At 59.7% G+C, this 17,116-nt stretch carries 13 protein-coding genes; 4 read left to right on the forward strand and 9 right to left on the reverse strand.

The genetic code is table 11. The annotated features are described in order from the left end of the window. Positions 1–92: 92 nt before the first annotated feature. From nadC to J5286_RS27530, 8 genes are all read right to left on the reverse strand, one after another. Positions 93–944: a carboxylating nicotinate-nucleotide diphosphorylase gene (gene nadC, locus J5286_RS27495; protein WP_209193156.1), complete on the reverse strand. Its 852-nt coding sequence runs from the start codon at positions 942–944 to the stop codon at positions 93–95. A gap of 1 nt (position 945) precedes the next feature. Next, entirely contained in the window at positions 946–2,484 is a 1,539-nt protein-coding gene (locus tag J5286_RS27500) for an L-aspartate oxidase (RefSeq protein ID WP_209193157.1), read from the reverse strand. After that, positions 2,481–3,452, reverse strand: a complete 972-nt coding sequence (gene nadA / locus J5286_RS27505) for a quinolinate synthase NadA (RefSeq protein ID WP_209193158.1) — start codon at positions 3,450–3,452, stop codon at positions 2,481–2,483. Before nadA ends, J5286_RS27500 begins: the two co-directional genes overlap by 4 nt. A 67-nt stretch (positions 3,453–3,519) precedes the next feature. Next, on the reverse strand, positions 3,520–4,419 hold the full coding sequence (locus tag J5286_RS27510; RefSeq protein WP_209193159.1) for an NUDIX hydrolase: 900 nt from the start codon (positions 4,417–4,419) through the stop codon (positions 3,520–3,522). A 45-nt stretch (positions 4,420–4,464) separates the two neighbouring features. Continuing rightward, positions 4,465–5,490 (reverse strand): type I glyceraldehyde-3-phosphate dehydrogenase, encoded by a 1,026-nt coding sequence (locus J5286_RS27515; RefSeq protein WP_348529294.1) that lies wholly within the window; start codon positions 5,488–5,490, stop codon positions 4,465–4,467. 202 nt (positions 5,491–5,692) lie between these two features. Then, entirely contained in the window at positions 5,693–7,198 is a 1,506-nt protein-coding gene (locus J5286_RS27520; protein WP_245206596.1) for a L,D-transpeptidase family protein, read from the reverse strand. Positions 7,199–7,450: 252 nt separating this feature from the next. Then, entirely contained in the window at positions 7,451–9,397 is a 1,947-nt protein-coding gene (locus J5286_RS27525) for a methyl-accepting chemotaxis protein (protein WP_209193160.1), read from the reverse strand. A gap of 574 nt (positions 9,398–9,971) precedes the next feature. Next, positions 9,972–11,333 carry an FAD/NAD(P)-binding protein gene (locus tag J5286_RS27530; RefSeq protein ID WP_209193161.1) on the reverse strand — a complete coding sequence of 454 codons (1,362 nt, stop codon included), beginning with the start codon at positions 11,331–11,333 and terminating at the stop codon, positions 9,972–9,974. A 140-nt stretch (positions 11,334–11,473) separates the two neighbouring features. Here J5286_RS27530 and J5286_RS27535 point away from each other — a divergent pair, with 140 nt between their 5' ends. From J5286_RS27535 to J5286_RS27550, 4 genes are all read left to right on the forward strand, one after another. After that, complete coding sequence (locus tag J5286_RS27535) at positions 11,474–12,394, forward strand: hypothetical protein (protein ID WP_209193162.1); 921 nt, start codon at positions 11,474–11,476, stop codon at positions 12,392–12,394. A 54-nt stretch (positions 12,395–12,448) separates the two neighbouring features. Next, the gene (locus J5286_RS27540) at positions 12,449–13,297 is read left to right on the forward strand and encodes a hypothetical protein (protein WP_209193163.1); all 849 of its coding nucleotides are present in this window, start codon (positions 12,449–12,451) and stop codon (positions 13,295–13,297) included. A gap of 162 nt (positions 13,298–13,459) precedes the next feature. Continuing rightward, the gene (locus J5286_RS27545; protein ID WP_209193164.1) at positions 13,460–14,476 is read left to right on the forward strand and encodes an Ldh family oxidoreductase; all 1,017 of its coding nucleotides are present in this window, start codon (positions 13,460–13,462) and stop codon (positions 14,474–14,476) included. Between the two features lie 221 nt (positions 14,477–14,697). Beyond that, complete coding sequence (locus J5286_RS27550) at positions 14,698–15,510, forward strand: arginase family protein (protein WP_209193165.1); 813 nt, start codon at positions 14,698–14,700, stop codon at positions 15,508–15,510. Positions 15,511–15,621: 111 nt separating this feature from the next. Here J5286_RS27550 and J5286_RS27555 read toward each other — a convergent pair whose 3' ends face one another. Next, positions 15,622–16,782 (reverse strand): OpgC family protein, encoded by a 1,161-nt coding sequence (locus J5286_RS27555; protein WP_348529295.1) that lies wholly within the window; start codon positions 16,780–16,782, stop codon positions 15,622–15,624. Positions 16,783–17,116: the final 334 nt, after the last annotated feature.

Genomic DNA, 17,116 nt, shown 5'->3' on the forward strand with positions numbered 1-17,116 from the left:
CTTTTACGGCAGGCTAGCATTTTATCCGCGCCGGATGCGAGGGCGATCACGCGATAATGTGGCGGTTGCTTTCGACCTCAAGCAAGCGACGTTCAATCACGGTAGTCGAGACCGATATCGAGGATCGGCGCGCTATGCGTGATCCAGCCGACCGAAATCAGATCGACCCCCGATGCCGCGATATCGCGCGCGGTTTGCGGCGTGATCCGTCCCGAGGCCTCCGTGATCACACGACCGGCCACGATGCCGACTGCTTCCCGCAACTGATGCGGGTTCATGTTGTCGAGCAGAACCGCATCCACCCCCTCGTCCATGACCTCCCGGAGCTGCTCGAGCGTGTCCACTTCGATCTCGATTTTCAGCATATGCCCTGCTGAAGCCTTGGCGCGGCGCAGAGCCTCTCGGACACCCCCGGCGATGGCGATGTGATTGTCCTTGATCAGCATCGCGTCATGCAGCGCGAAGCGGTGGTTCATCCCACCGCCGGCGCGAACTGCGTATTTTTCGAGCGCCCTCAGTCCCGGCGTCGTCTTGCGGGTGCAGGCGACGGCCGCACCGCTACCGGCGACCGCTTCGACGATCGATGCCGTCAGCGTTGCGATCCCGGACAGATGGCTGAGGAAGTTGAGTGCAGTGCGCTCACCGGTCAATATCCCTCTGGAGGGTCCGCTGATGGTGGCGATCACGTCACCGGGCCCGACCGGGGCTCCCTCACGCAGGTGCCGGGAGACTGATATCGCGGGATCGACCAGCTCGAATGCAAGGGCGGCCGCATCCAATCCGGCGACAACGCCGGGCTGACGCGCGGCCATGACGACGGTCGACATATGATCTTCAGGAATGACCGCGACCGAGGTGACGTCGCCGGCCATTCCCAGATCTTCGGCAAGCGCTGTTCTGACCGCGGGTTCGATGAGGAGACGTGGAAGGGATGTAACGTGCATTTCATGCACTCCTTGCAAAGTTTGATGCGCTTGCGGCGCGGGCGATCTGCAACGCCTGCTCAAGCGTTATCCGGCTACGCTGTGCAACCGGGTGCTTCAGCGGATAGTCGGTCCGGGCATGCGCCCCGCGCGATTCCGTGCGCAGGCTTGCGGAGACGGCGATCAGCAAAGCGACGATTGCGGGATCAGCCCCGATGTCATTGCCTTCTGCCATCGGCAGCAGCTCATCGATCACCTGCTGGATGCCGGCCGCGTTGCGCAGAACACCAAGGTTTCGGGAGACGATCGGGCGCACGGCCGTCGTCTCGGGCGCGCTTGGCATGGGCGGGATTTTTCCGAGAGGAACCGACATCGGCTCCGATTTCATGTCGTTGGCCGCGCGCATGCCCATGACGGCGGCTTCCAGCAGCGAATTGCTGGCGAGCCTGTTGGCGCCATGCAATCCGGTCGAAGCGGCTTCACCCGCGACCCACAGACCAGGCACTGTGCTTCGACCGGCCCGATCCGTCGCGACGCCACCCATGTGATAATGCGCGGCCGGGCGAACGGGGATCGGCTGCTCGGCGGGGTCGATCCCGGCCGAGCGGCAGGCGGCATGGATCGTCGGAAAGCGCGAGGCGAAGCGCGCGCCAATCGCTTGGCGCGCATCGAGGAAGACGCGGCCGCCGCGGGCGATCTCGGCGCTGATTGCTCGCGCGACGACATCACGCGGCGCGAGCTCGGCACCTGCTACATGCCTCATGAAGCGCTCGCCGCGCTCGTTAATCAGCACGGCCCCCTCGCCCCTCACCGCCTCGCTGATCAGCGTCAGCGGGCGCTGATTGCCGTCGAGTGCGGTTGGATGAAACTGGACGAATTCCATATCGGCAAGCACTGCGCCCGCGCGGACCGCGAGTGCAATCCCCTGGCCGAAGTTGTCGGCCGGATTGGTCGTGGCCTCATAGAGGCCACCAATGCCGCCGGTGGCGAGAAGAATGCGCGACGACGGCAAGACCATGCCCCCACGAGAATTGACGCAGAGCAGCCCGGAGACAACGCCATCAGTCGTCAAGATCCGCCGCGCCTCCACCCCTTCGATGACAGTGATTGCGGGATCGGCAAGGACCGCCTTTGTGAGGGCAGCGATGATGGCCGCGCCCGATCCATCGCCGCCGGCATGTACGATGCGCCGACGCGAATGCGCCGCCTCAAGGCCGAGCGACAGAAGCCCATCGCGATCTCGATCGAACGAGACGCCGAGGCGTTGCAACGCGGCAATCACGGACGGCGCTTCGGCGATGATTTCGGCGGCAGCTCCTGCATCGCAAAGCCCATCGCCGGCAGCAAAGGTGTCGGCCAGATGCAGGTCGGCACTGTCATCCACACCGATGCATGCCGCAATGCCGCCCTGCGCCCATCCGCTCGAGCTCTCGGCGCCGAGATGTGCGCGGGTGACGATCACACAGGGTTCGGGAGACAGAGTCAACGCCGCGATCAGCCCGGCAAGCCCGCTTCCGACAATGACCGGGCGATCCGCGAGGTTTTGGAGGATCTCGGTCATATCGCCAGCATCCTTTCGACAGCGCGGCGGGCAGCAGTCGCGACATTCGCGTCGACGACGACTTCGTGCTGGTTTTCCTCGAGCGCGGTTCGAATGTTGCGCAAGGTAATGCGCTTCATGTGCGGGCAGAGATTGCAGGGGCGAATGAACTCGACATCGGGATGATGCACCGCGACGTTATCGCTCATCGAGCACTCGGTCAAAAGCACGACGCGGGCCGGCTTCTTCTCTCCGACATAGTCGGACATGACCGCCGTCGAGCCTGCGAAATCTGCTTCCGCCACGACATCCGGCGGGCATTCGGGATGGGCGAGCACCGTGACGCCGGGATGGTTTTCGCGAAGCTGGCGAACATCCTCGGCGGAGAATAGCTCATGCACTTCGCAGTGTCCGTGCCAGGCGATGATTTCAACGTTGGTTTCCTTGGCGACGTTGCGTGCCAGATATTCGTCGGGGATCATCAGAACCCTGGGAACACCGAGCGCTTCCACGATCTGCTTGGCATTGCCCGATGTGCAGCAAATATCCGAGGCTGCCTTCACCGCGGCAGATGTGTTGACGTAGGTGATCACGGGAACGCCGGGGTAAGCCTTGCGCAGCAGGGCGACGTCCTCGGGCGTGATGGAATCCGCCAGCGAACAGCCCGCCCCGGTGTCGGGGATCAGCACTGTCTTCTTCGGGTTCAGCAGCTTGGCCGTCTCTGCCATGAAATGCACGCCAGCGAGCACGATCACGTCTGCGTCGACGTCGATTGCCTTGCGGGCAAGCGCTAGGCTGTCGCCGACGATATCGGCGACACCGTGGAAGATCTCCGGCGTTTGATAGTTATGCGCCAGAATGACCGCGTTGCGTCTGCGCTTTAGCTCCAGGATAGCCTCGACATCCTCCTCGAAACTCATCCATTCCGCTTTGGGAATGACCCGGCTGACGCGATTGTAAAGCGACTCTGCAGACACTGCGGTATTCATATCGTCCTCCATTATACTCATTTTGAGTATATTTCGGACAAATAGATATTCTCACAATGAGCATATGTCAATTGCGGGCGAGAGGAAGCTTTGTCCCTGAAAGCGCGCGTTCTTCGACGACCGTTTGTCGGAAGCGGAAGAGCTTGGCGGGGCGGCCGCCGGTTTCGCTGGCGATGCCACCGGTTTCCTCCACAAGCTCCTGCTGCTCGATAAGGCGGCGGAAATTTTGCTTGTGGAGGCAAAGGCCAGCCAACGCCTCGACCGTTCGCTGCAGCTGCAGCAAGGTGAAAGCGCTTGGCATCAGCTCGAACACGACCGGGCGGTATTTTATCTTCGCGCGCAGGCGCGCTATGCCGGTCGCCAGGATCCTGCGGTGATCAGCAAACATCGGCCGGCCGAAATTATCGCTCACATCACCTGCTTCCGCCACCAGCCCGGCTTCGTATAGCAGCTCGTATCGTTGCAGCGTAAGATCCTCGTTCCAGCCACCGTGATCGAGGCCGAAGGTGAAGTCGGCGCGCTGGTGACGCTCGTCGCGACGCCTCGGGTCGGCATCGGCCCAAACCCTGAGCTTCTCGATGATCGCATCGAGAATTTTGGGCCGCCCCTGCCGATTATCCTCCCACGGCAGATATTCGTACCATCCGTGCCATGCCGGACGGCCCGCGCCCGGCGCATCCTGTTCGAGCACCAGCCCGAGATAGCTGATCGAGATCGTCCGTCCGCCGCGGATGTCGTTGTTACGGTCCCGGTCGGCGAATGTGTAGAGCTGTTCAAGATAGCCGATCGGGTGACCGGTCTGCTCCTGGATCCATTCGCGCAAGCCGCTCTGCAGCGTGCGATGTCCAAGCTCGAAAGGGCCGGACGGCAAGGCTTCGCCGGAACGCACCGTCATCACACGTGGCTCGTTGCTGGTGACGGCTGCCACAACAGCCATGAGTTCCGCGTGGGCAAGCCCGATCGTCAAGCAATTCTCCCTGAATTTCGCAACATCAATTGCATGCCGGCCGCTTTACCGCCTGCCCGCAACCTTTTGCCCCAAGAGGCCTGCAACGTCGAGCATCCGGTTTGCGAAGCCGAATTCGTTGTCGTACCAGCCGAACACGCGAAGCAGCCCACCCGGCGCGATCGATGTCTCCGGGCCGGAGATGATCAATGACTCCTGGCGCGCCCGCATGTCCACGGAAACCACTTGCTTCTCCGTCCACCCAAGAACACGCGACGCGGCGACTGCCTTTTGCATCTGCGCGCGCGCATCGGACAGCGACGGGGTGTCTCTCAAAGAGACCGTAAGATCGATCGCTGAAACACTTGCCGTCGGCACTCTTATGGCGCGCGCCTCTATCGCGCCCGCGAGCGACGGCAAGACCTTGCCGAGAAGCTTGTGCGCGCTGGTGGTTGTCGGAACCATTGAGAGCGCGGCGGCGCGGCTTCTCGCGAAATCGTCACGCGGCTGATCGACCGTGGGCTGGCTGCCCGTGTAGCAATGGACAGTGGTCATCTGACCGCCCACCACGCCCCAGGCATCGTCGATCACCTTGAGCAAGGGAGCGAGCGCATTGGTCGTGCAAGAAGCGTTGGAGACAATGAGGTGGTCCCCAAGCATTTCCTCGTTGGCGCCCAGTACCACGGTCACGTCGGCCGCCTCAGCAGGCCCTGAGATCAACACGCTTTTCGCGCCGGCTTCCAGGGCACGGGAGATGAACTCACGTGTATAGGGCTGGCCCGTACATTCGAGAAAGACATCGACACCGGACAGATCAAGCTGGCGGACATCGCGAATATTGTGGAATGCAATCAACCTGTCGCCAACTTGCAGCGCTTGATCGCGGGCCACGACCTCTTCCGGCCAGGGGCCGAAAACACTGTCGTACTGGAAGAGGTAGGCGCAGCTTTCCAGCGCGGCGACGTCGTTGATCAGGACGAGCTCGAAGTCCCCACCTTTGCTCAGCAGGATACGCAACACCGTTCGGCCGATGCGACCGAAACCATTGATGGCTATTTTCGTCTTCTGCTTTGTCATCGGCGCGAGGCTCACATTGGTTCTCCTTGCTCGGTACGCCGGTCACGTCGATTTCGCAACATGACCCTGTGCTCCGCATGACGATCTGTTGCAGGCGCGCGCCGCATAGGCAATCACCACGATGTCGCAGGAGCATTCAAGCAATATGATAGCCCTAGCCCGGCCAGGCGGCCGGGTTTCACGAGCAGAGATCAGAAGCGAACCGCTGAGAGGGCTCTCAGAGCGCAGCGCGGCTTGCCGACGTGGCTGTTATCGCATTCAGCGTCTGCGCATCGCGACCGTAGATGTCATCGTAATAGTGGATGATGCCGTCAGCCGTCGGCCACGCGGTGAAGTAGGAGACATAGACCGGAATTTCCTCAGGAACCGGAACGTCCTTCTTTTCACCAGCCGCTATCTCCTGATTGACCGAATCCACCGACGTTTTCAGCACGGCCGCCGCCATGGCGCGCGGGTTTTCCAGACGGACACAGCCGTGGCTGAACATCCGGTCCTGAGAGGCGAACTTCCCGCGTGCCGGCGTGTCATGCATGTAGATGGCGTGCGGATTTGGAAACAGGATCTTCAACTGGCCAAGAGCATTATCGGCACCTGGCGGCTGCACGACGGCGATGTTTTCCAGCGGTTGCGTCCAGTCGACCTTGGCCGAGGGCATTGGCTTGCCGTTAACGGCGACCTTGTAGCCCTCGCGGTCGAGATAGGACGGATCCTTCTTCAAGTGCGGAAGCATCTCGTTCTTGATGATCGATTGTGGGACGCCCCAATCCGGATTGAACTCGACCGTCTTGATCGTCGCATCGAAGAAATTCGTCTGATGGTCCTGCTGGCCGATAACCGCTTTCATCGAGAGCGTGACGTTGCCGTTTTCGGTGTAGTAGGCCATGTAAGCGGGTTGATTGATGAATACGTATCGGTCCGGAAACTCCTGCGGCATCCAGCGCAGTTCTTCCATCGCCACCGTCACCTTGTTGATGTTGACGGTCGTATCTCCACCCTGACCGGAGTTTCGCAGCCAATGCAGCTCCGCCGCGAGCTGGGCGAACTTCGGGCTGCTGGGCATGAAACGATCGACGGCCGACATCAGATCGGGGGCCGCGGCCAATCGGGCAAGCGTCGCCGGCAGATCGACGGGCTTGCGCTTGAAATCGTAGTAGTTCGAAAGCTTGTTCGGATCGATGCGGCCCCGGAAATTGTCCTGGAGGAACATCAGCATCTTGTTCGACAGGGAGAGCTCGAACGTCGCCAGAGCCTTGGATTGATCGGCAGAATTTTGCCGACCCTGAGCCGGCGCTTCCGTGATGGCGTAATCGGCCGCGGTCAACCCCCAGTCATCCGCTTGCTTTAGGAGCGCCAGCGCCTGGCGGGCTCTGGCGTTCGGACCCTTCGCGTCGACCCAGATCAGCTTGGCTTTTGGTTGGCTGTAATAGGCTTCGAGCGATGCGGCTATGTCGCTGTTCATCTGCAGAGACAGACCGCCCATCTCCCGCATGATCTTCGCGGGATTGCCCGCGCCACCGTCGAACAGCGTCGATAGGACGGAATCATCGCCTGACCGCGTGATGTGAACCAGACGGCGCTCCGGGACGGCATAGCCTTGCGCCGCGGAAGCCTGCGTTGCCGGAGCCATCGACTGCGGCTCGGCGTGCGCACCGATCCCGCTCGCCACAAGCGCCAGCATGCTCACCAGAGTTAGCTTCAGGCGTGAAGCCGACATGTCTGCCATTGAATATCCCCAACACTTAACGCGCGAAACCATGCGAAATGGCACATGTCTTCGCGATCCTTTACCAAGAACTAGAAGCGGCAACATTCAGGCAGAACCTTGGCGGATGCAGATCACGAGAGGTTGAAAACGATGCTTCGGGGGAGCGCCGCTTTCTGCAAAAAGCGACGTGTAGCGAAAATGTCGCACAAATTGAAGTCGCGGAGGCAGCACCTGAGCGTCGGACGACGCCCGGGTGCCGGCTGACAATAATCAGAAGTCTTCCCAGGCCTTCTCCGCGGCGGCCGACGCTCGGCCACCGAAGGCCGTCGCAATCTTTCGCCCGAGCGCCCGCGCGGGGGATGCAACGCCGAGGCTCGTGGGTGACGCTTCCCGCACCACGCCTGCAACGGCCGCCGGGCGCTGAGCCTCTTCGCCAAGATTGAAGCGCGCGAGCAACTGGTTGAGCGAAGCCGCGTCTCTGGCAAGGCTGTGGCTTGCCGCAGTCGACTGCTCCACCATCGCAGCGTTCTGCTGGGTGCCCTGGTCCATGGCATTCACGGCCGTATTGATTTCCTGCAGACCGATCGACTGCTCGCGCGCCGACTTCACGATCGCGTCCACATGGCGATTGATCTCCTGGACCTCGGCAACGATCACCTCCAGCGCCGTTCCCGTGTTTCCGACCAGTTCAACACCTGAACGGACGTGATCGCCGGACATGATGATCAGCGCCTTGATCTCCTTGGCGGCCTGAGCAGACCGTTGGGCGAGTTCGCGCACTTCTTGGGCAACGACCGCGAAGCCCTTGCCGGCATCGCCGGCACGGGCGGCCTCGACGCCAGCGTTGAGCGCCAACAGGTTCGTCTGGAAGGCGATCTCGTCGATGACGCTGATGATGTTGGTGATCTCGCCCGAGGAGCGTTCGATTTCCTTCATCGCCACGACGGCATCGCGGACGACCAGTCCGGACTTTTCGGCTCCGGTGCGCGCCTGCGCAACGAGATTGCCCGCATCTTCCGCCCGCTTGGTGGCGTCCTTCACAGTGGTGGTGATCTCTTCCAGCGCTGCAGCCGTCTCCTCGACGGAAGCGGCCTGCTGTTCAGTGCGTCTCGAAAGGTCGTCCGCCGCCGAGCGGATCTCGTTCGCGCTGGCATCGATGCCCCGCGCGTTGCGGCCGACCGCCCGCAGCGCTTCGCTGAGATTGCCGGCGGATTCGTTGAAGTTTGCCCTGAGAGCATCGAGATGCGCGACGAACGGCGTATCGATGCGATAGGCAACATCCCCCTGCGCCAACCGGCCAAGTGCATCGCCCAACCGGTCGACAGCGAACTGCGTGTCGGCTTCGTCCCTCGCCTTTTGCGCATCACGGGCGGCCCGCTCCTTGTCCGAAAGACTGCGATTGGCCTCCGCCTCGCTTTCCAGACGGCTACGATCGAGAGCGTTGTCACGAAACACGGAGACGGCCCTCGCCATCTGGCCGACTTCATCGCGTCGATCCTGGCCATCGACATCGCTGGCGGCATCGCCGCCCGCGAGCGATATCATCCGCTCGCGCAACTTCGCGATCGGCGCCGTGATGCCGCGTGAAGAGACGAAAAGGGCCATGCCGATGCTCGCCGCGAACACGATCGTCAGGACGACAAGCGAGATCAGGATGGTCGATCGTGTTTGATCGGTCAGTTCGCCGGCGCGGGTATTGATGTTTTTCTTCATCAATGTGGTCAGATCACGCATGTCAGCCAATAACGGCTTGATCAGTAGATCGGCGCGAGCCAACGCGCTCTTCGCTTCGGCTTCCCGCCCGTCAGCCCCCAGTTTCACCGCATTGTCCGTCTGAGCGATGACCTCTTTTGACTTTGCAATGAACCCATCGATTGCAGCGGCATCCTCCGGGCGCCCGCCTTTCGATTGTTCCAGTCGGCCAATCAGGCTGGCTGTATTTTCATTGTAGAAGTCGTTCGCAACTTTGAAACCCGAATCCCGAGCATCGTAAGCCAGTGTCTGGTAGGCTGCATAGCCGATGGCAACCAGGCTTCGCGTCGACGCAACGAGGTCCACTTCCGCCTGATAATCCTGTGAAATGAATTCGGAATAGGTGGAATCGACCGTCTTGAATTTATCGGACATGAAGAGGGTGGCACCGATGCCCACCACGCAGATTGGGATAATGAGAGAAAGAATTTTGGTGCGAATACGCGCGTTTTTCAGAAATGACATATGCCCTCTACGTGACAGGATCGATGATCGACTGTTGCGAGGTCGCAATGGCTCACTCGCCAACGCAGCGCCGGGCATCGGGTGTCCCAGTCAACGAATGACGCGGACAGTCCAATGGCAAAGCCGCCAATCAATTCATCGATCGGATGGGTGATATCGACATGGCAGAGATCGTGGCCATCATGGCGGCTCGGGCGGATTCTACCAGTTACGAAACTCGGCCCGAGGTAAGGGATTTTGCAGCAAGTATTGTTGGAAAGCACGGCGCCTTTCGGGACGCCAGTCAGCACAGTCCCCACGGGCCGACTGGTCAAGCGGTTGCATTCCAAGGATATTTTTAAATAGCATCGACGTCGCGCCACAATCAGTCTTTGCTGGAATCAGTTTTCATAAAAATTGAAGAATATGGTGGGTCGCATTGACGCGGACACACTGGGTGCGGCAGTGACGACGCGCAGTTGCGTGACAAACTCGCCGCCGACGGAATCAACCTGCAAGCCTGAAATCTGAACGAGGAACACACGCTGGCGAACGCCATCTAACCCCTCGTTGTCGCCCGTTGCGGGCGGCACCGCTATTTCGCTGACGTCAAAGCACTGATCCGCTGCGCGACAACACGAGCCTGGGTCCGAATATCTGGAACCGCCGTAATCTCCCAGAATTGACCGGCCGTCAAAGCGCCCACAGCGTAGAGGGCTGGCGCACACGGATTGTCCTGTCGAACGGCCGAGGCGGCGTCTACGCCGATGCCGAGACCCAGCGTGTCTGCCTTGATTAACCCTTGGCGCATCATCTGCTGCAGCAGGGGTGAGTGCGCGATACCTGCCCGCTCGACACCGGTGCAGTTGACCAGCCAATCACACCTAAGCGACCGAACGTCATTGGCTCCTCGCTTGCGGTAGCGCAGCATCAGCTGGCTATCGACCAGCAAGGCGTCCCGCAGATATCCCGCATGGATAGAAACCTGACCGCTTGCGACCATGTCGCGGAAACGATCGTCGACGTCAGGCGCCACGCGGTGACGGTGGATGTTCCACCATGGTAGTCCATGGCGCAGGAACCGCATGCGTTCTGCTTGCGACAGCCGCTGCCAGAGCGCCTGTGTTTTCGGCCGCAGGGTGTCCATGACGCTGCGCCAATCGCCGGCGCGCCGGCTCTCACGACGCAACTGACGCAAGATTTCGCTCATCGTCTCGGGAAGATCGGCTGGATCGAAATCGGCGGGAGGCTTCGGCGCTGTCGCATGGCCGTGCGGGACAAGGCCCCGGCGCGACAGCACATCGATCTTTCCACGAAACCCTTGCGCGAACAGAGCCAGCACCTGATCGATCATCGTGAGACCAGAACCAAGGATGCAGACCCTATCGGACGGCTCCACCCGACGCAGCCACGACAGGCGCCACGGGTTGTCGATCATTCTGTCGCGCGCCTCCGCCGGGAGCCCGGAAAAATGGGCTGGAAGCGGCGCGTTGCCTACGCCCAGGCAAAGCACGACATGGCGCCCGACAATTTCGTCGCCGTTGTCGAGAAGAAAGCCAAGTGTCGCGCTGTAGCGCTCCACGCAGCCGGTCGCCTTCGCGCGGACGAAATCAACCTTGCAGCGCGGCCGCTTGTCTCGCAGCAACGCGGCGAGCGTGTCGCGAACATACAGGCCATAATCCTGGCGCGAGGCGAAATCACCGTCTCTCAAGGGACGTTTGCGCTCCGTGAGCCAGGTCACGAATGCATCCGGCCTGTCTGGAAACAGGCTCATTCTGCCGGCCGGGACGTTCAGCCTGTGCAGATAAAGTTCCGAACGATAGGCCGTGCCGCGACCAAATCCCGGATCATCCCCAACCACGGCGATCTTCGCCGACGGAGGAAGCAGTTCGATCAGGTTGCAAACAGTGGCGATGGCCGAAAAGCCTGCGCCTACTACCACCACGTCATAACTCATCCGCACCCCCTGCTTTCAAGGAAGGACGTGGTTCGCCTTTCGCGAGTTTCAAGGTCGAGGCCGATTGACGTGCACTCTCGCATGCCCAGATGCGCATCAGCCTCGATACAGCTTAGACGGTTAAACCATGTAAAGCAGCGATGCTCGTATTGGCCGTCGAATGCGCGCAATTGCCGTTCAGCAAACTGGTATCTATCTATATGGACAAGCTACTTTTTTCGATCATTGCCGATGGCGGTTCGGATATTCTCGAGCGTCAGATCTCCTCAATCAATCGCTTTTCACCAGGGTCTTTTATTTGCATCCATAATGCAAAAGACACGGCCTTTTCAGGAAGAGAAGTCCTCGACCGCATCGCTGCCAGCAACGTCTTCCTCAATCCTGATTCCTACGTGATCCGACCGCAGGAGGGTGTTTTACACGCCCACATCAGCAACTTCCAACATGCGATTGCCCAGTCACTCGACTTCGACAAGATCGTGCTCTTTTCCCAGCAAGAGTTGCTTACAAAGTCCGGATTGGGCGAGCATACGAAACGTTTCACAATCGGCGCGCAGACCGAGTTATACGAAAACATAGATACGGCGAATAACTGGGCCGGGTTCCGGCCGGAGGTGTTGAACTTCCCCGGCATCAAGCGCGCTCTTTCACTTCTCGGGCTGCCTCTTTTTGCCGCTGGGCAGGCGGAAGGGCAGTTCTTCAGCCGTGATGTCTTCGCCCACCTGGAACGCGTCTTCGTAGACTCTTTTCCGATGGAGCCTTGCGGATTTCCAACCGAACAGATCGTGCCTTCGACGCTTGCGATGCGCTACGGTTTTGCCGGTACGAACATTTCCCTGCCGATCACATTCTCGGCGGGCAACTCTCAGCTGGAAATATCCGAGGACGTTATTCGTCAACTCAAGAAGGGCGATGGAGCGCTGCACGCGCGCGCAAGACCGGGTGCTCTGCGACCGGCTCATGTCGGTGCGTGCGTGTTGAAGGATGTCTATGCTGTCAGTTTGCCGGCCGATCGATACGAAACCTGGAGCAAGGTCATGGCTCAGCTGGAAAACACCTGATCCGCCCCCGCCGTTTCATTCAACGCAGTCAATTCTCTAAGCCTGGGCCTGTTGATGACCAAAGTGCTATTTTCTTTGCCAGTGCATGAAATGCCCGCCATCGTGCGGGACCAGATTGAAAACATAAATTACTTCTGCCCGAACTCCACGATCGCCATCCACATATCGGCGGGAGCCGCCGCGCTGGAGGACGAATTTCGACGGCAGTGCGATTTTCCGAATGTCCTGATCAATCCAAGCTCGTACGAGACCAGATGGAACGAAGGTATCTTTCACACGCACATCAGCAACTATCTCTATGCGCTCGAGAGAGGCGTGGCCTTCGATCGCATTGTTCTGCTGTCATCCAATGAGCTTCTCGTAAAGCCCGGCCTTTCTGAATACATGTCGAAATTCGCCATGGGCTCCCACGTTCAGATCTACGACCTTGCCGCAGATTGGGGAGGCTTCCGAACCGATGTTGCGAGCGACCGGTCCGTCCGCAAATTCGTCGCCAGCCTGGGTTTGACATCGTACTTCGCCGGTCAGGCAGAAGGGCAGTTTTACAACGATCGCATCTTCGCCCGGATTGCGCGTCTGTTCGTGGAGAATTTTCCGATGGCGCCGTGCGGATTCAACAGCGAAGAGGTCATCCCGCCGACGGTCGCGGCAAGTCTTTCGATCGCAGGCGTGAATTACGCTCATCCGATTACCTTCTGCGACTACTCTACGGCGATCAGGATCACGCCGGAGTTGATTGACCAGATCAGATCGGGCAAAGGCACGGTCTACGCGCAACGCATACCCAGATCGATGCGCTCTCCCCATATCGGTGTATCGACCTTCGAAGGAGTTTTCAGCGTCAAGCGTGTCCCCCGTGAGGAATGCGAACTGCGACACTATGTGCGCAGCCTGATGGTGTAGGATCGAACGAGGCAGTCCCAGACGAAGCTGGCAACGCTTGGTGATCGCCAATCACCTTCCACACAGCCAAGCTTCATCCATATAACGCGCTTGCAAAGCAATCTTTATCGGCGCATTCCTTGAGCAACAAACATAGCGGGAGCAGTACAGCGAGAGAATGAAATGAGCAGTACTGCAATCCATCTCCCCTATGCTGATCTTGTTACCCTGCTCGAACGGGTTTTTGTCAATAACGCAGTATCCGCACACAATGCCAGGATCTTGGCCGAAAATTGCGCGCGTTGCGAGCGCGACGGCTCGCTCAGCCATGGCATCTTTCGCATGGCGGGTTATGTTTCGTCTCTGAAAAGCGGTTGGGTCGATGGCCAAGTGGTACCGGAGGTGGAAGACGTGGGCCCTGCCTTCGTGCGCGTGGATGCCAAGGGTGGCTTTACCCAACCCGCCTTTTTCGCCGCGCGACCTCTGTTGATCGAGAAGGTCAAGGCCAACGGTGTTGCCGTTCTCGCCATTCGCCGCTCCCACCATTTCAGCGCGCTTTGGCCGGACGTCGAGCCCTTCGCGGAAGAAGGTCTTGTTGCGCTCAGCGTCGTCAACAGCATGGCCTGCGTCGTGCCGCATGGCGGCAAGAAGGCTGTTTTCGGGACCAATCCCGTTGCCTTCGCCTCTCCGCGCGCGGGCGCGGCCCCTTTCGTGTTCGATCAGGCGTCTTCGGCCATCGCTCATGGCGACGTGCAGATCGCGGCACGTGCCGGCCATGACCTGAAGCCTGGCATGGGCGTCGACCGCGAGGGCCAGCCGACGAACGATCCAAACGCAATCCTCGACGGCGGCGCGCTTGTGCCGTTTGGTGGCCATAAGGGCAATTCCATCGCTCTGATGGTGGAGATCCTGAGTGCCGCGCTGACAGGAGGCTATTTCTCCGGCGAATTCGATTGGAGCGGCCACAAGGGTGCTCAGACGCCGTTCACCGGCCAGTTCTTCGTGGTTATCGATCCGGCGCGTGGCGGCAACGACATATTTGCCGAACGTGTCGCCGGCATATGCGATCTGGTTCTGGAGTCTGGTCAAGAGCGTCTGCCCGGTGATCGTAGACATGCCACACGCGCCAAGGCGGAAAAAGACGGCATTCCGTTGGCGGCAGAACTCCATGCGCGGCTCTTGGCAATGGCGACGGATTGAAAAGATATCGCCGCCTTCGCCGACAGAGCGGCGACGAGAAGCGAAAGATAGCAGATGTTGTCGGCCCAGGTGAAGCGAGGCACCCAACCGTTGGCGAAAGCCCAGAGAAGGGCAATCTCCACAGCTCCAGTGATGACGGTTGCGATTGATTGGTGATCGATGTATTTCAAGGAATATATTGATCGTGGGGCGTTCGTCCGATTTTTGCCTGGAGCTCTTGTTTGCCTTTCGAATTTCTGGTCTCCCAGGGCCGTATTGCCGACCGTAGTCCAGGCGCTATTCGCGGTGCGCGGCTGGCCGCCGACGCGCTCAGAAACCTGGTCGGTCTGGAGCCCCTCGTTATTGGCGCACCTTCCGCGCACAAGATCGACGATTGGTCATCCAGCCTTCCGGAAGCTCTCGAAACACTGAACGCGCTACAGCATGCAATTTCCGCGATTTTCGCGAGGGGCAACATGCCGCTGATCGTCGCCAATACCTGTTCGGCAAGCCTTGCGACCCTGCCCATCGTGGCTAGAAACTGCCCGGATGCCGCGGTACTCTGGATCGATGCACACGGCGATTTCAACACACCGGCAACGACGATGAGCGGATATCTTGGCGGCATGGTGCTGGCCGCCGGTTGCGGGCTCTGGGATAGCGGGTTGGGAGCTGGCATCGCCCCCAAAAATGTGGTGGTCGCCGGAGCCAGAGACATCGACCTTGAGGAGCAATCGGCATTGCGTGACGCTGGAGTTCAGGTCTTCAGCGTTGGAGAGACACGGCCGGAAGCAATCCTCAAGGCGATCGGTGATAGGCCCGTTTGGATTCATATCGATTGGGATGTGCTTGAGCCAGGTCTAATCCCGGCCGCCTACGCAATCAGCGATGGACTGGCGCCAACCGCTCTGCGCGCACTCCTGCAAGCCATACCGCGTTCCCAGATTGCAGGCATTGAACTTGCGGAGTTCGAAGCCTCCGATGACGAAGCCGTCAACGCCGCGGCTCTGACCTGTATGGTCGAAACGGTTTCGCCACTTTGGTTGAACCGGTGATCTGACTTATGGCGCCTCCGCCTTCGCACCGGGTCCCTAGCCTCAATCCTTAACGCGTAGAGATCAACCAGCTGACTACCGCTCAGGCCGTTTGATTTGCCTGGCCGCTAGCTAGCGCTGGGCAGCGATCGCAGCCGCCGCCTTTTCGTTCTGCAAGTGGAGAGCGACCGTGTATTGAATGGCCAAGCCGGCCGCAAGTGTCGCGAAATCGACCACGGGCGAAAATTGATACGCGTCTTTGAAGACTTGCAGCGTAATGCAGACGAGCGAGCCCCAGGCAAACACCGCAAGCCCTTGCTTTCCAAGCAGCGACACCCAAGCCAGTCGGGCACTACCGGCAACTGCCCGGAACACCGTGAACTGCGAGATCACGTATGCCAACGCAAGTATGTGCAGCAACCGCGGCAGTGGAAGCATGCCCTTGTCGAAGCCGACCAGCAGCGCGGGATTATCGCCCCAAGCAGTCAGATCGTAATGTTGGCCGTTGATGACGAACATTGCAAAGGCAAGATACGTGATCGCAACCGCCATCAAAACAGGACTGTAGGCAACCAAGGTCTCGCGCTTCTTGGCTGAAATACCTGCGCAAAGCCCGATGCAATAGATCAGCTGCCAGGAAAAAGGATTGAGGAACCAAGACCCGTCGGTGGGAAAGTTGGGTAGATTGATGTTGTTCCACCCGGCGATTGCCCAGATCGATACCGACACCGCCAACAGGAGAGCGCGGCTGCGGGAGGCAAGCGCAAGGAAAAGCGGCGTGGCTGCCAGAAGCAGCATGTAAAGCGGCAGAATGTTGAAATAACCCAGTTGGTGCGTCATGCCGAGAACGCCCAAGGCAGTGGTCCACGGAGCATCGAGATAGGACATCATGTTGACACGTTCCGACAAGGCGGTCGTGCCCAGGAAATTGTGGCCAGCCATGAGGATGATGACCGCCAGCACGGTTGTTAGCAGGTGAACGCTGTACAGCCGGCTTGCGCGCCGCAATATGCGAACGATCGCATGAATTCGGTCGCGAGCAAATGCATTGGAATATGCGAGACCGGCGGACATTCCCGACATCAGAACGAAAGCCTCTGCCGCGTCCGAAAAGCCGAAATTCTTCGACGTCATGCCTTCCATCATGTTGCCAGGCACGTGGTTGATGAAGATCATAACCAGAGCAAGGCCACGGAAGAAATCAAGGCGCGGATCTCGGCCGGCCGATGGAGCGGCAGGGTGCTGCATGATTAACTTGTCCCGCTGATTCATTGCTGTTGTTGATGAACCCACGGTAGCAATCGTTCGATGAAGCCTACATGAACGCGCGGTTCACGTTTCCGACAGTGACCTCGCCGTAGCCAAAGCGCTACTGAGTTCAGACCGGTACACTCTCTATCCATCTGCGTTTATTGACCTAATTCGCCTACGCCGGCTGGACGATGAAAAGTGCCGGTGGTCGAAAATCTGGCGCGCTCGGCCAAGCGGTTCGAAAATTAAAATCGATTAGCAGCTTTTCAAAGCGACAGAATTGGTCGGATTAGCACTTTTCAGTACTGGACAGGTCCCGTTCTCTTTGGTTCATCAGCGGCCATCATAGCCGGCTACGCAGGTTTGCGGAGTGGGG

This window comes from Rhizobium sp. 16-488-2b, from assembly GCF_017741815.1.
Classification (GTDB): domain Bacteria; phylum Pseudomonadota; class Alphaproteobacteria; order Rhizobiales; family Rhizobiaceae; genus Rhizobium.

What these genes read in the sequence shown, in the direction of transcription:
- nadC (WP_209193156.1), bottom strand. Translation starts at nt 944, where the DNA reads ATGCACGTTACATCCCTTCCACGTCTCCTCATCGAACCCGCGGTCAGA.
- J5286_RS27500 (WP_209193157.1), bottom strand. Translation starts at nt 2,484, where the DNA reads ATGACCGAGATCCTCCAAAACCTCGCGGATCGCCCGGTCATTGTCGGA.
- nadA (WP_209193158.1), bottom strand. Translation starts at nt 3,452, where the DNA reads ATGAATACCGCAGTGTCTGCAGAGTCGCTTTACAATCGCGTCAGCCGG.
- J5286_RS27520 (WP_245206596.1), bottom strand. Translation starts at nt 7,198, where the DNA reads ATGGCAGACATGTCGGCTTCACGCCTGAAGCTAACTCTGGTGAGCATG.
- J5286_RS27525 (WP_209193160.1), bottom strand. Translation starts at nt 9,397, where the DNA reads ATGTCATTTCTGAAAAACGCGCGTATTCGCACCAAAATTCTTTCTCTC.
- J5286_RS27530 (WP_209193161.1), bottom strand. Translation starts at nt 11,333, where the DNA reads ATGAGTTATGACGTGGTGGTAGTAGGCGCAGGCTTTTCGGCCATCGCC.
- J5286_RS27535 (WP_209193162.1), top strand. Translation starts at nt 11,474, where the DNA reads ATGCTCGTATTGGCCGTCGAATGCGCGCAATTGCCGTTCAGCAAACTG.
- J5286_RS27540 (WP_209193163.1), top strand. Translation starts at nt 12,449, where the DNA reads ATGACCAAAGTGCTATTTTCTTTGCCAGTGCATGAAATGCCCGCCATC.
- J5286_RS27545 (WP_209193164.1), top strand. Translation starts at nt 13,460, where the DNA reads ATGAGCAGTACTGCAATCCATCTCCCCTATGCTGATCTTGTTACCCTG.